11 protein-coding genes are annotated in these 14217 nt (G+C 69.8%); 4 read left to right on the forward strand and 7 right to left on the reverse strand.

Features of this window, described 5'->3' with window-relative positions:
• Positions 1-29: 29 nt before the first annotated feature.
• From J2126_RS14305 to J2126_RS14315, 3 genes are all read right to left on the reverse strand, one after another.
• Complete coding sequence (locus tag J2126_RS14305) at positions 30-1070, reverse strand: ABC transporter substrate-binding protein (protein ID WP_209487590.1); 1041 nt, start codon at positions 1068-1070, stop codon at positions 30-32.
• An 85-nt stretch (positions 1071-1155) separates the two neighbouring features.
• Positions 1156-2589: a UbiD family decarboxylase gene (locus J2126_RS14310; RefSeq protein ID WP_209487591.1), complete on the reverse strand. Its 1434-nt coding sequence runs from the start codon at positions 2587-2589 to the stop codon at positions 1156-1158.
• Between the two features lie 35 nt (positions 2590-2624).
• The gene (locus J2126_RS14315) at positions 2625-3245 is read right to left on the reverse strand and encodes a UbiX family flavin prenyltransferase (RefSeq protein WP_209487592.1); all 621 of its coding nucleotides are present in this window, start codon (positions 3243-3245) and stop codon (positions 2625-2627) included.
• Positions 3246-3508: 263 nt separating this feature from the next.
• Between J2126_RS14315 and J2126_RS14320 the strand changes: the two genes are divergently transcribed.
• The 3 genes from J2126_RS14320 (at position 3509) to J2126_RS14330 (ending at position 7285) form a co-directional block, all read left to right on the forward strand.
• Positions 3509-4498, forward strand: coding sequence for a LysR family transcriptional regulator (locus tag J2126_RS14320; RefSeq protein ID WP_209487593.1), 990 nt, complete (start codon positions 3509-3511; stop codon positions 4496-4498).
• A 64-nt stretch (positions 4499-4562) separates the two neighbouring features.
• On the forward strand, positions 4563-5858 hold the full coding sequence (locus tag J2126_RS14325; protein ID WP_209487594.1) for an alpha-hydroxy acid oxidase: 1296 nt from the start codon (positions 4563-4565) through the stop codon (positions 5856-5858).
• Positions 5855-7285 carry an FAD-binding oxidoreductase gene (locus J2126_RS14330; RefSeq protein WP_209487595.1) on the forward strand — a complete coding sequence of 477 codons (1431 nt, stop codon included), beginning with the start codon at positions 5855-5857 and terminating at the stop codon, positions 7283-7285. The genes J2126_RS14325 and J2126_RS14330 overlap by 4 nt, the downstream gene beginning before the upstream one ends.
• Positions 7286-7288: 3 nt before the next feature.
• On the opposite strand, the gene J2126_RS14335 is transcribed toward J2126_RS14330, so the two are convergent.
• Positions 7289-7795 (reverse strand): TIGR02444 family protein, encoded by a 507-nt coding sequence (locus tag J2126_RS14335; RefSeq protein ID WP_209487596.1) that lies wholly within the window; start codon positions 7793-7795, stop codon positions 7289-7291.
• 119 nt (positions 7796-7914) lie between these two features.
• On the opposite strand from J2126_RS14335, the gene J2126_RS14340 reads away from it, so the two are divergent.
• The gene (locus J2126_RS14340) at positions 7915-8652 is read left to right on the forward strand and encodes an alpha/beta fold hydrolase (RefSeq protein WP_209487597.1); all 738 of its coding nucleotides are present in this window, start codon (positions 7915-7917) and stop codon (positions 8650-8652) included.
• A 150-nt stretch (positions 8653-8802) separates the two neighbouring features.
• Here the strand turns inward: J2126_RS14340 and J2126_RS14345 are convergent, their stop codons facing one another.
• Genes J2126_RS14345 through J2126_RS14355 form a run of 3 tightly spaced genes read right to left on the reverse strand, consistent with a single transcriptional unit; the run spans position 8803 to position 14216 of the window.
• Positions 8803-10977 (reverse strand): 3'-5' exonuclease, encoded by a 2175-nt coding sequence (locus tag J2126_RS14345; protein ID WP_209487598.1) that lies wholly within the window; start codon positions 10975-10977, stop codon positions 8803-8805.
• Positions 10974-11417, reverse strand: a complete 444-nt coding sequence (locus J2126_RS14350; protein WP_168462217.1) for a response regulator transcription factor — start codon at positions 11415-11417, stop codon at positions 10974-10976. Before J2126_RS14350 ends, J2126_RS14345 begins: the two co-directional genes overlap by 4 nt.
• A 12-nt stretch (positions 11418-11429) precedes the next feature.
• On the reverse strand, positions 11430-14216 hold the full coding sequence (locus tag J2126_RS14355; RefSeq protein ID WP_209487599.1) for an ATP-binding protein: 2787 nt from the start codon (positions 14214-14216) through the stop codon (positions 11430-11432).
• Between the last annotated feature and the right edge of the window lies 1 nt (position 14217).

A 14217-nucleotide genomic window follows, 5' to 3' on the forward strand; every position in this document is an offset into this window, starting at 1 on the left:
GGCGGCGCCGCAAGGGCGCCGCGTGCGCGTCAGTTCTGGGCGGCCTTGTACGGGCCGAGCGCCTTCAGGGTGGCTTCCGCGAACGAGGTGTCCACCACGTCGGAGACCTTGGCCGGGCGCTCGATATAGCCGTTCTCGGTGAAGAACTTGAGGTCTTCCGCCATGCTCTGCGTATCGACCTTGCCATCGGGGTCGATGCCGTTGGGGATCATGGTCTTGAACAGCTCGGCGTCCTTGAGGCCGGTGGTGCGCATGATGGTCTTGACGACCTCGTCCGCGCCCTTGCCGTCGAACTTTCCGCCTGCGGTGGCGTCGTTGAAGATGCGGGCCGATTTCACATAGGCGTTCATGAAGCGCTGGGCGACGTCGCGGCGCTTGGCGATGAAATCGCCGCCGTAGAGCAGCACGGCCACCTGCTGGTTGGGATAGCCGTCCACGAGGAAGCGCACGGCGACGCCGTTGTTCACCGCCTGGGTGACGGAGGGTTCGGTGGTGATGGCGGCGTCGATGGCGCCGGTGGTGAAGGCGGCGATCTGCTGGGGATAGCCGATGTAGTTGTGGTTCACGTCCTTGTAGGTAAGGCCGGCCTTGGCGAGGATGTGCGCCATCTTGGCGTTGGTCGCCGCGCCCGGGCCGACGGAGCCGACGCGCATGCCCTTGAGATCGGCGATGGTCTTCACCTTGCCTGAGTCCACCAGCTCCTTGCGGACCATGAGGGGCATGTAGTCGTAATGGACCGGGGTGGAGCCCTTGTCCGCCACCACCTTTATGTTGATGCCGCGCGCGGCCGCATTGTAGAGCCCGGCGGAGGAGGCGCCGGCGCCCACGTCGATCTGGCCCGAACCCAGCGGGGCGACCATCTTCGGACCGGAATCGAAGGCGATCAGTTCCACCTCCAGACCTTCCTGGGCGAAGATGCCGCGCTCGACGCCGAGGTGGAACACCACGTCCGACACCACATTGTTGATGCCGACCTTCACCTTGTCGGCGGCCTGCGCGCTGCCGGCGGCGGCGAAGGCGACGGCAAAGGCTCCGGCGCAGAAGAGGCGGCGGGTTGTCGTCTTGAACATCAATAATCCTCCCGGGCTGGCGGCCGGTGCGCGGGGCGCCCGGCTTCTGTGTTGGGGCGCGGACGCCGTCCGCGCTGCTTTGGGATCAGGAGACCTGAGCAACGATGCGGGCGAAGGCGGCATTTGGGTCCTTCACCAGCGCCTCGGCAAGGTCCACGCTCTCCTCGCCCTTCACGTGGATTCGGCGGAAGGACAGGGGATCGTCGGAGAGCGGTGCGGTGGCATCGAGGCCGAGCTTGGCGCTGATGCCGGCCTCGTCGGTGGAGGGGTCGAGCTTGGAACCGAGCGCGCCGGCGACGACCACCATGTCGCGATCGGCCTGGAAACGGGTCGCCACCGCCCACTCGATCTCTTCGGCGCTGGAGATGTCCACGTCCTTGTCCACCACCACAACCTGCTTCACGTCATAGTGGCCGCCGAAGGCGCACAGGATGATGTTCTTGGGCTCCCCTTCGCGCTGCTTGTCGATCTTGACGACGAGGTGATAGCGGCAGGTGCCGCCGCGGGTGAGGCGCACGTCCAGCACGTTGGGGAAGGAGCGCTTGAGGTGCTGCAGCAGCGTCGCCTCGCGCGGCACGCCGCCGAGCACCAGATGCTCGAACGAGCCGCCGACGATGGTGTGGTAGATGGCGTGGCGACGATGGGTCACCGCATCCACCTCGATCACCTCGCGGGCGGCGCGCGGGCCGTAATATTGCGGGAATTCGCCGAACGGGCCTTCCGGCTCGCGCACCTTGGGCAGGATGCGGCCTTCCACCACGATCTCGGCGGCGGCCGGCACGCGCACGGAATTGGTCTTGCACTTCACCACCTCGACCGGGCGGCCGAGAAGGGAGCCGGCGATCTCCATCTCGTCCTCATCCAGCGCGCAGATGGCCTGCGAGGCCAGGAGCAGCGCGGGGTGCGCGCCGATGACGATGGCGATCTCCAGCGCCGCGCCCGCCTCTTCCGCCATGCGGTAGTAGGCGAGCGTATGGCGGGGCAGCAGCAGCACGCCGATGCGGTTCGGCCCGCTGATCTGGCAGCGGTGGATGGAGACGTTCTGCACCCCGGTGACGGGGTTGCGCGCAATCAGCAAGCCGGCGGTGATGTAGGGGCCGCTGTCCAGCTCGTTGTGCGAGGGAATGGGAAGCTGGGCGAGGAGATTGACCTCGGTGTGCACCACCTCCTGCACCGGGGCGGAGGTGACTTCCACGCATGGCGTCGGCTTCGCGGCGGCGGCGAGGAAGTGGGGCAGCAGTTGGTCCTCGCTGACGCCGAGGGAATCGGCCACCCATGCGCGCTGGGTGAAGAGGTTCACCACCACCGGCATGTCGTGAGCCTTGCCGTCCACGCCCACCGGATGAGGGAAGAGCACGGCCTTGTCGCGCTCGGTGCGCTTCGCCACGGCGGCGAGATTGTCGGCCAGCGGCAGGTTTTCCCGCGCGACCGCCAGACGGCCATGCGCGGCGAGGTCGGCGAGCCAGGTGCGCAAATCCGGCGGGGTCTGGGCGGTGGGACGGGGGCGGGGTTCCAACATGTTTTCAGGTTCCGCTGGTCGGGATATTCGGGAGGTCAGCTGGCGGGCGTGATCTGGCGCAGCGGGGCCTTGCGGCGGCGCGGGCCACTCTCCTCGCCCCAGCGGCGCACGGCGCCCACCTCGATGTCGAACAGATCGAGCACCCGGCCCACCGTGTGATCGATCATTTCTTCGAGGTTGGCGGGGCGCGAATAGAAGGCCGGCATGGGCGGGGAGATGATGGCGCCCATCTCGGACACCTCAGTCATGGTGCGCAGGTGGCCGGTGTGCAGCGGCGTCTCGCGCGCCATCAGCACCAGGCGGCGGCGCTCCTTCAGCACCACGTCGGCGGCGCGGCTGAGCAGGCTCGAAGTGACGCCGGACGCGATCTCCGACATGGAGCGCATGGAGCAGGGCGCGACCACCATGCCCATGGTGCGGAACGAGCCGGAGGAGATGGCGGCCGCCATGTCGTCGTTGGAATGGCAGACGCTGGCGAGGGCCTTCACGTCCGCCACCTTGCGGTCGGTCTCGTGGGCGAGCGTGATCTCGGCGGTGCGGGACATGACGAGGTGCGTCTCGATGCCGGCCGCGCGCAGAAGCTCCAGCATCCGCACGCCATAGATCACGCCGGAGGCGCCGGAGATGCCGACGACGAGACGCTTGTGATCCTGCATGGCATCTCCTCCGCGTGCTGCCGCACGTGTGGCCGAGGCCGGACGGGAGATGTGGGGAAAGGCAAGGCGCATCATTCGGGCGCCATGCGCCCGGCCTTGCCGACGATCCCTCCCCGCCACGGGCCGTTTCGGCCTTCTGGGCGACGGCTCCATGAGCCGGTGATCGAGTCATAGACAAAGGTCGTAATCACTGCAAATAATGAATGATTATCGGCGCCATCATTACGACTGATTTCAGGCGTGGCCGCGAAGGACAATCCGCGATGGATCTCAGGCAGATGCAGTATTTCCTGTGCCTCGCGGAGACCGGCAACGTCACCCGGGCGGCCCGCCAGCTCAACATCGTGCAGCCGGCGCTCAGCATGCAGATCGCCAAGCTCGAGGCGGAGTTCGGCAAGAAGCTCTTTGACCGCACCGCCCACGGCGTTTCCACCACGCCGGCGGGGGAGGCGCTGGCGCGGCTCATCTCGCCCATTGTGCGGGACGTGGAGCACGCCATGCAGGAGATGGCCCGGCTCGACGGGCGGGTGTCCGGCCGGGTGGTGGTGGGGCTCATCACCTCGGTGGCGCAGAGCACGCTGGCAAACTCTTCGGCCACGGTCGCCGCGCGTTACCCGGACGTGGAATTCTCCGCCTGCGAGGGCTACACCGAGACCATGATGGACTGGGTGACGACCGGCCAGCTCGACCTCGCCATCATCAATGTTCCACGGCAGAAAAGGGGGCTCGCGTCCCAGCACATTCTCGACGAAGAGATGGTGTTCGCCACGCGCACCGATTCCCCCATCAATGTGCCGGAAGGCCTCGGCTTTGCCGATCTTGGCGGGCTCGATCTGGTGCTGCCGTCCAAGCGCCACGGCCTGCGGGCGATCCTTGAGGCGCAGGCGGCGGAGGCCGGCATCGAGCTGAAGCCGCGCATCGAGATCGACACGCTCTCCGCCATCTGCGAGGTGGTGGCGACGACGGACCTCGCCACCGTGCTGCCCACCATCGCCTTGCATCAGATGCTTGCGGCCGGACGGGTGCGCGGGCATCGCTTCGCCGCCCCGCTCACGCGGTCCATCGCCGTGGTGCACCACCCGCGCCGGGCCATCTCGGCGGCGGCCCATGCGGTGGTGGAGGTGATCCGGCAGGATCTGGTGGATGCCGCCACCTCCGCCGCCACCTTCGTGCGCGCGGCGGCGCCGGTGCCGCCCGCGCGGCGGCGCGGACGGGGCAAGATCAGTCGCGCTGATCTGGCCGATAACCCGTAATTATTTGCAGTGATGGCCCCCCGCGCTTAACCACAGCGCTAACGAGACAAGACGAGGAAACGCCATGGCAAACGTGGCAAGAGAACGTGGCGAGAGCGCCGGGACCGTTCCACCCGCCGCCGCCTCGCCGGCCGCAGCTTCACCGCCTGCGGCCGCCTGGGGCGCCGGCTCCGGCACCAGCGCCGCCGCGCGGCTGAAGCAGCGGATGCCGACGCTGGACTATCTGGAACGCGCCGCCCGCCGCCGCATCCCCCGCTTCGCCTGGGATTTCCTCGAAGGCGGAACCGGCGCCGATGTGGGCATCACCGAGAACCGCGCTGCGCTGGACGCCGTGAAGCTGGTGCCGCACTATGGCGCGCCCGGCCCGGTGGATTGCGGCGTCGATCTCTTCGGCACCCGCTACAGCGCGCCCATCGGCATCTCGCCGGTGGGCGTGGACGGCCTGGTCTGGCCCGGCGCCACAAAGCTCCTCGCCAAGGCGGCGGCGAAGGCGCGCATTCCCTATGTGGTCGGCACCCTCGCCAGCGCCTCCATCGAGGAGGTGGCGGCGCTCGCCGGTGACTGCACCTGGTTCCAGCTCTATGGTCTGCCGGGCCGCGATCATCTCGTCACGATCGATCTGGTGCGCCGGGCCGAGGCTGCGGGCGCCCGCGCCCTCGTCGCGACCCTCGACGCCCCCGTGCGCTCCAAGCGCCCGCGTGATCTGAACAACGGCCTCGTCGTCCCCTTCCGCACCACGGTCCGCACCGTGCGCGACGTGGCCCTGGCCCTGCCATGGGCGCTCGCGCTGGCGAAGGCGGGCACGCCGCAATTCGCCAACATGGCACCCTATGTGGAAGCGCCCGCGACGCTGCCCAGGACCGCCGGCTTCGTGCAGAGCGAGATCAAGGGCACCTTTTCGTGGGAGGCCGTGAAGCGCCTGCGCGATGCCTGGCCGCGGGCGCTGGTGATGAAGGGCATCCTGCATCCCGCCGATGCGGAGATGGCGATCTCCATCGGCGTGGACGGCATCCTCGTCTCCAACCATGGCGGCCGCCAGCTCGATGCCGCGCCCGCAGCCATCGACGTGCTGCCGGCCATTGCCGCCTCTGTCGGGAACCGGGCGACCATCCTCTATGACAGCGGCATCCGCTCCGGCCTCGATGTGGCCCGCGCGCTGGCGTTGGGGGCGGCGGGCACCTTCTGCGGCCGCGCCTTCCTCATCGGCCTCGCCGGCATCGGCGACGGCGGCGCGGACTATGTGGCGGAGATGCTCACCGAGGAAGTGCAGGTCGCCATGGGCCAGCTCGGCGTGCGCGACCTCCCTTCGCTCAAGGGCGTGGAGCGTCGCCACGAACAAGCCTTCGTGTTCCGGCCGTGACGGCCCATCCCGACGCCGCCGTCCTCGATCGCCTCCGGCAGGCGGTCGGCCCGGCGGGCGTGCTGGAAAGCCCCGCCGACACCGAGCCCTTCCGCACGTCCGTCGGCGCGACCTTCCGGGGCGCGGCGGCCCTCGTGCTGCGCCCGGCCTCCGCGCTGGAGGTGGCGGAGGTCGTGCGCCTGTGCGCCGAGGCGCGTATTCCCATCGTGCCGCAGGCGGGCAATACCGGCCTTGCCGGCGGCGCCCAGCCGGACGGATCGGGCGCCGCCGTCATCCTCAGCGTCGATCGCATGCGCAAGGTGCGGGCGGTGGACGTGGCCAACGACACCCTCACCGTGGAGGCCGGCGTGACCCTGGCCGAGGTGCAGGCGGAGGCGGAGCGGGTGGACCGGCTGTTCCCGCTCACCCTCGCCTCGGAAGGCTCCTGCCGCATCGGCGGCAATCTCGCCACCAATGCCGGCGGCACGCAGGTTCTGCGCTATGGCAACATGCGCGCGCTCGCCCTCGGGCTGGAAGTGGTGCTGCCGGACGGGCGCATCTGGGACGGCCTGCGCGGCCTCCGCAAGGACAATGCGGGCTACGATTTGAAGCAGCTCTTCATCGGCTCGGAAGGCACGCTCGGCATCATCACCGCGGCGGTGCTGCGCCTGTTCCCGCGCCCCCGCGCCATCGCGACTGCCTTCGCCGCCATCCCCGATCCGGCGGCGGCCATCGCGCTGCTAGGGCAGGCGAAGGCGCGGCTCGGCGACAGCCTCTCCGCCTTCGAGCTGATGCGCGCGCCGAGCCTCACCCACGCCATCGCCGCCGTACCGGGCCTCGTTTCTCCTTTCGTTGAGGCGTATCCGTGGGTTCTGCTCATCGAAGCGAGCGCGCAGGAGGGCGGCGAAAGCCTCGCCGCAGGTCTGGAGACGCTGCTTGGCGAGGGACTCGAGGATGGCCTGATCCTCGATGCCGTCATCGCCGCATCCGGCGCGCAGCGGCGCAATCTCTGGGCGCTGCGCGAGGCGCAGGCGGAAGCGCAGGCCCATGCCGGCAAGGGCGTGAAGCACGACATCAGCGTGCCCGTCTCCGCCATCCCCGCCTTCGTCGAACGGGCCGACGCGGCGCTCGCCACGCGCTTTCCCGGCATCCTGCCCTTCACCTTCGGCCATGTGGGCGACGGCAATCTCCACTACAATCCGGTGATGCCGGCCGACTGGACCGAGGAGCAGCGCCGGGCGCGCGCCGGCGAGATCAACCGCATTGTCCATGACGTGGTGGCTGATTTCGGCGGCTCCATCAGCGCGGAGCACGGCCTCGGCCAGCTGCGCGTCGCGGAAGCCGAGCACTACAAATCCGCGGTCGAGCTGGACCTGATGCGTGCCGTGAAGGCGGCGATTGACCCGCAATGCCTCATGAACCCCGGCAAGGTGCTCCGGGCGCGCTGAGGCTCAGATCGCGGCCGCGATGGCGCGAACGGCAGCCTCTTCCTCCGGCGTGGGCGGCCGGCGGGCGAACGACGACACCACCTGCGCCATGGCGGCAAAGGCGAGGGCGGCGCCATCGGCACCGGCGGGCTCAGGCGCTCCCGCGGAGAGGGCGCCAAGTTCCTCCAGCTCGATGATCTCGGCAGCGATTTCGGCGGCCTGCACCTGCGCGCGCAGTTTCGTGGTGCGCGCGTCCGGCGCCGGGGCAGGGCCACTCTTGAGGCGGCGGCGCACGGCGCGCAGGGCCTTCACCACGTCCGTGTGCCACTCCGCCACGCGCGCCCGCGCGGCGGCGATGTCGGCGGCCCCCACCTCGCGCCGCAGCACCGCCCCGCGCCAGGCGGCGAAGAGGAGGATGTTGACGTCGATGCCGGCGCTTTCCTGCAAGGCGAGGCAGGCGGGCGGCACGCCCTCCCGGCCATAGAGGGCGAGGGCGAAGTCCTTCAGGGTGGTGGTCTCGTCCGCCATCATCGCGCCCTTTCTCGTCGGTTCCGCAGGCTTAAGGGACAGGGGCGGCAGGTGCAAACCATCCGGATTGCGGGGCGTGGGGAAGGCTGCTTCACTCGCCGCAAGATCACGGAGGCGCGCCCATGCCCGACGCTGCGGACCCCCTGACACCCAAGACCTACGTCCTCGTCCATGGCGCATGGCATGGCGGCTGGTGCTGGCGCGACGTGGCGGCCCTCCTGCGGGCGCGCGGCCATCGCGTGTTCGCGCCGACCCTGACTGGCCTCGGCGAACGGCGCCATCACCTGAGCCGCGACATCAGCCTTTCAACCTTCGTCGCCGACATGATGGGCGTGATGGAGGCGGAGGAGCTTGAGGACATCGTCCTCGTCGGCCACAGCCATGGCGGGGCGGTCATCAGCGGCGTGGCAGACCTGATGCCGGAGCGCATCCGCGCCCTCGTCTATCTCGATGCCACAATCCTCCAGAACGGCGAGAGCGCCTTCGGTGTTTTGCCGGCGCAAGTGGTGGAAGAGCGGCGCCACAAGGTGGCGGAGACGGGGGGCCTCGCCATGCCGGTGCCCGATGTGACCGCCTTCGGCATTCCTGCCGACCATCCCCGCGCGGGCTGGGTGCGCCGCCGCCTCACGCCCCATCCGGTCGGTTCCTACGAAAGCCCGCTGGCGCTCGCGCATCCGGTCGGCAACGGGCGGGCGTGCACCTACATTTCCTGCACCGATCCGCTCTATCTGCCGCTCCAGCCGGCCCGAGACTGGGCGCGAGCGCAGCCGGGATGGTCATGGCGCGAGATCGCCACCGGCCACGACGCCATGGTGCTGGCGCCGGAGGCGCTGGTCGGGCTGCTGGAAGAGGCGGGGTGAGAAGTGGAACAACCGCCGTCATGCCCCGGCTCGTCCGGGGCATCCACTTTGCCGCTCGTCCGGTCCTGGGACCTCCGGGCGTACCTCTGGCCGGAAGGTGGATCGCCCGGACGAGCCGAGCGATGACCGTCCCTTGAAACCAGTTTACCCTCAATATTTCAGCTTCGCATAATAGGATGTCGCCGCCGCCGCCCGCGCCTCGCCCAGCGTGCGGATGCCGCGCGCGCGCAGCAATGGCAGCAGTTTCAGGAAGATTTCCGCCGTCACCAGCGCATCGCCCAGCGCCGTATGGCGGCCGGCGACGGTGACGCCGAGGCGGCCGGCGATGGCCTCCATGCTGTGGCTCTCCTCGCCCGGATGGGCAAGGCCGGCGAGGAGCAAGGTGTCCAGCACCGGCTGGTCGAAGGCGACGCCGCTCGCTTCCTCTTTCAGAGCGAGGAAGCGCATGTCGAAGGCGACGTTGTGGCCCACCAGCACCGTCTCCGCCGCGAAGGCATGGAAGGCCGGCAGAACTGCGCCGATGCGGGGCTTGCCGCGCACCATCTCCGGCCGGATGCCGTGCACCGCGATGCCCGCCTCCGGGATGGTGCGGCCGGGGTCCACCAATTGGTCGAAGCATTCGCTCCCGAGGATGCGGCCGTTGACGATGCGGGTGGCGCCGATCTGGATGATCTCGTCCCCGCCCGCCGGGTCGAGGCCCGTAGTCTCGGTATCGAACACCGTATAGGCGAGCTCGCTCAGAAGGCGCTCGTCGCTGGCATGGCTGCCGGCGCTGGCGGCGAACAGATCGAAATCGAAGAAGGCAGGCCGGCTTTCCGCCGGGGCGGTCGTTTCGGCACGGCCCTCGGAGGCGGCCGGCAGCAGGAGGCGGAAACAGGCGCCGATGCCGGTGCGCGGGCGTTCCAGCCAGAGTTCTCCGCCATGGCGCTCCACCACATCGCGCACGGAAAGCTGCGCGGCGCCGCCTATGGGCGCGCTCTGCCAGCCGGCGCCGCCCGCCGCTGCATGGGCATCGGCGAAGGCGAGGTCGAGATGCACCCGCCCGCCGGCCCGCGCGAGGCGCAGCGCGAAGCCCGGATCGGCTCCGCCCTCCGCCTCGGCCACTCGGGCCGCGAGGAAGGCGAGTGCGCTGATGAGGGCGAAACTGTCCACGCTCAGCCAAATGTCCGCATCCAAGTCGTCCGTCGTCACCGGGTGGCCGGTGTCGGCGGCGATGCGGCGGGCGGCGGCGGCGGCAAGGTCGGCGCCCAGCATGTCCTGAAGGGGCCAGCGGGCGCCCGTGAAGCTGGTGGATTCCGCGGCGAGCGACAGGCGCGTACCGAGGCCCGTCACCTCGTCGCGCACCACGGCCTGAAAACGCTCGCGGTCGGGTGCGTCGAGGTCGGGATAGTCCAGCATGTCGAGCGCCGCCTGCATGGCGGCGAGCGAGGCGCGGGCGGATTCGGAGAGGTCGATGAGGGTGCGGTCCTGCCGGGCGCGGGCCTCGTACTCGTCGGTGATGTCGTCGAGCAGAAGCACGAAACCGGTGATCTGCTGGCCCGTCACCGCGCCCCCGGCCTCGGCCCGCACGGGGGCGAGGAGCACCCGCACCAGATGGCCGAGCGGCGTGGTGGTGACGAAACGGGCGGAGGGCCGCGCCTCGCCCCGCCCCATCAGCCGCTCAACGCGCTCGCGGGCATGGTCGATCAGCGCGCGGTCGATGACGGTGTGGATGGAGCGGCCGAGGCCGATGGGATCGGCGCTCACGCTTTCGCCCGTTCCCGGCGTGCGGAACAGGCGGCGGAAGAGGGTGCGAGCCCGGGCGTTGTAGAGGAGGATGCGGCCTTCGAGGTTCAGCACCACCACGGACTGCTCCAGTTCCGCCATCAAGGCGGCGAGCTGGTCGCGCTGGAAGGCGACGTCGCGGCTCGCCTCGGCGACGAGTCGGGCCATGTCGTCCTGAAGCGCGCGGCGCTGGGCGGCGAGATCGTTCACCACCTCGCCCAAGGCATTCAGCCCCGCCGGGCCGGTGGCGGGAACCGGAGGAGCTGAGGGGTCGCCCGCCAGCACCCGCGCCGCATCGGCGAGGCGCCCGGGTCCCTCCACATGGGCCGTGTAGAACCGCCGTGCGAGCAGGCCGGAGGCGGCGGAAAACAGCACCCACCACAGCACCAGAACCATGCCGTGGCTGTCGGCCACCGGGGCGAGGGCGCCCAGAAGCGTGGAGCGTGCCGCGCCGTCCAGCGCCATCAGCAGGAAGACGGCGCCCAGCCCCAGCCACACAGCGAGGGCGAGCCCCGGCAGCAGCATGGCCAGAACGGCACCCGTCCCCCGCGGCAATCTCATGCGGGCAGGCTCCCGGCGGGCGGCTCGGCCAGCATGTCCTTCACCTTCTGCATCAGCTCGCGGGTGGAGAAGGGCTTGGTGACATAGGCATCCGCCCCCGCCCCCACGCCGCGGGCCATGTCGGTCTCGCGGCCCTTGGCGGTGAGCATGACGATGCGGGTGGAGCGCACCTCGGCATCCGCCCGCACCGCCTCGCACACGTCGAAGCCGCTCATGCCGGGCATGGTGGCGTCCAGCAGCACGAGGCGGGGATGCTCGCGGCGGATCGTCTCCAGCGCCTCGCGCCCGTCGCGCGCCACCAGCACGGCGAAGCCCTCGCGCTTCATCATGAATTCCAGCGAGACGACGATGTTCGGCTCGTCATCGGCAATGAGCACCTTGGCCCCCTGAGGGCAGGGCGCGGGCGTCGGTCCCGTCTCCACTGCGATCTCCCTGTCCATGGCGTTTCCTCCTCATGTGGTCTCTTCGGCTTCTGCCGAATTTGTTTGTTTCGGGGCGTTCGCCCCGTCTCGCCGGAGCGGCAGCCGGAAGGCGAAGCATGCGCCTTTCCCCTCCCGTTGATCCAGCCAGATCTTGCCGCCGAAATGATCCACGATCCGGCGGCTGATCGGAAGCCCGAGCCCGGTGCCGGGCGGGCGGTTCAGGGCGTCGCCGCCCTGGCGGAACTTCTCGAAGATGGTGTCCCGATCGGCGGGCGGTACGCCGGGGCCGTTGTCCTCCACCTGCACCTCCAGCCCATCGGCATCGGCGATGAGCCGCACGTCGATGCGTCCGCCTTGCGCGGGCACGAATTTCGCGGCGTTGGAGATGAGGTTCAGCATCACCTGGGTGAGGCGATCGGGATCGGCCTTGATGGCCGGCACGGTATCGGGCGCGGTGAGCACGATCTCCGCGCCCTTGGCGCGGGCGAGTTCCGCCGTTGCCTTCACCGCGTCGGCGACGAGGGTACGCAAGTCGACGTCGGTGCTGTGCCACTCGGCATGGCCCGATTCGATCTTGGCCATGTCCAGCACCTGGTTGACCAGCCGGCCCAGCCGCTCGCTCTCGGCAACGATGATGCGCAGGAAATCCTGCCGCTGCGCCTCCTCCATGTCCGGCGTGTCCAGCATCAGCTCGGACAAGGCGCGGATGGCCGTGAGCGGGGTGCGCAATTCGTGGGTCACGGACGACATGAAGTCGTCTTTCAGCTCGTCGAGCGTGCGCAACTGGGCATTGGCGGCGGAAAGCTCGGCGGAGGCGATCTCCAGCGAGCGGGATTTTTCCTCCAGCGCACGGGCATAGACGCGCAATTGGGACGCCTCGTTGAGGATGTCCATCACGTCGCCGGCATCGAGCGGCTCCTCGTCCGCCACCGCCGCGACCAGCACGCGGGCCGAGGCGGAGCCGACGGCGCCGGCGATGCGGCGTTCCACGATGTCGACGAGGCGGGCGTCGGCGGTGAGGTCGGTCACGTCTCCGGTGCCGCTATCGCGGGCGTGCGCCTCGAAGATCTGGCGGGCGGCCTCCGCGCCGAGCAGGCGGCGGGCGAGGGCTTCCAGGTCGGCGCGCCGTGCCCGTCCGCGCCAGAAGACGGGATCGGCGGCGCTGCGGCCGCGGGCGAACACATCCACGAACAGCAGCGCCTGGCTCGCCTCCCGCCCGGACGGCGCGCGCCAGAGCGAGAGCCCCACATAGAGCACGCCGTTGACGAGCAGGCTCCAGAACAAGGCGTGGGAGAGATTGTCGAGGCCGGACAGGCCGAACAGCCGTTCGGGCGCCAAAGCAGCGATGCCGAACGGACCGTGGGTGAGGAAGGCGCCGTCCATCCAGCCGGATTTCGCCACCGAGGGGAGCATCAGCGTATAGGCCCACACCGCGAATCCGCCGAGGAGCCCGCCCAGCGCGCCGAGGCGCGTGGCGCCGCGCCAGTACATGCCGCCGAGCAGCGCCGGGGAGAACTGCGCCACCGCCGCGAAGCTGATGAGGCCGATGGAGACCAGCGCATAGGCCTCCCCCGCCACCACGAAATAGAGATAGCCCAGCAGCAGCACGCCGAGGATGGCGGCGCGGCGGATGTTGAGCAGCAGGCGGGTGAGGTCGCCCCCGTCCGCGCGGATGAGCTTGAGGCGCAGCAGCGCCGGCATCACCAGGTCGTTGCAGACCATGGTGGAGACGGCGATGGTCTCGACGATCAGCATCCCCGTCGCCGCCGAGAGCCCGCCCACATAGGCGATGAGCGCCAGTCCGCCGGCCCCGTGCGCAAGCGGCAGGGTGAGGACGAAGGTCTCCGGGTCCGCGCCCTTGCCGAGCAGCACGAGCCCGCCGAGGGCGAGGGGCAGGACGAAGATGTTGATGGCGAGGAGATAGGCCGGGAAGACCCAGGCGGCGCGCTTGAGGTGCCGCTCATCCACGCACTCCACCACCATCATCTGGAACTGGCGGGGCAGCAGCAGCACGGACAGGCCGGAGAGCAAAGTGAGGCTGAACCATTGGGCCCAGGCGAAATTGCCCGCGCCGGAAAGCGTGAGCAGCCCCTTTACCCCCGGCAGCGCCGAGGCGCGCGCCCACACGTCCGCGAAGCCGCCGAACAGGCCGTAGGTGACGAACGCGCCGACCGCGAGGAAGGCCACGAGCTTGACGAGGGATTCTGCCGCCACCGCCGCCACCATGCCCTCGTGGCGCTCGGCGCTGTCCAGGTGGCGGGTGCCGAACAATATGGTGAACAGCGCGAGGGCGAGCGCCACCAGCAGCGTCCCGTCCTGCCACCAGCTCGGCGCCGGCGCCTGTGCGCCTGTGGCGGTTAGCACCGTGTAGCCGGCCGAGACGGCCTTCAACTGCAGCGCGATGTAAGGGACGATGCCGACCACCGTAATCAGCGTCACCACCGCCGCCACCAGCGGGCTTTTGCCATAGCGGGAGGCGATAAAATCGGCGATGGAGGTGATGCGGTAGGTCTGGGCGATGCGGATCATCTTGCGCACCACCACCCAGGCCACCAGCATCACCAGCGTGGGGCCGAGATAGATGGGCAGGAACCACACGCCCGTGGTCGCCGCCCGGCCGACGCTGCCGAAATAGGTCCAGGCGGTGCAATAGACCGCCAGCGACAGGCCATAGACCCACGCATTGCCAATCAGCGAGCGGCCCTCCCGCGCGCGCCGGTCGGCGAAGGCGGCGATGGCGAACAGGGCCGCGAGATAGAGCGCGGCGGCGCCGATGACCAGGGCGGGTGAGAGAGCGGGGAAGGAAGCGGGTGCCATC

Source organism: Xanthobacter flavus (assembly GCF_017875275.1).
Classification (GTDB): domain Bacteria; phylum Pseudomonadota; class Alphaproteobacteria; order Rhizobiales; family Xanthobacteraceae; genus Xanthobacter; species Xanthobacter flavus_A.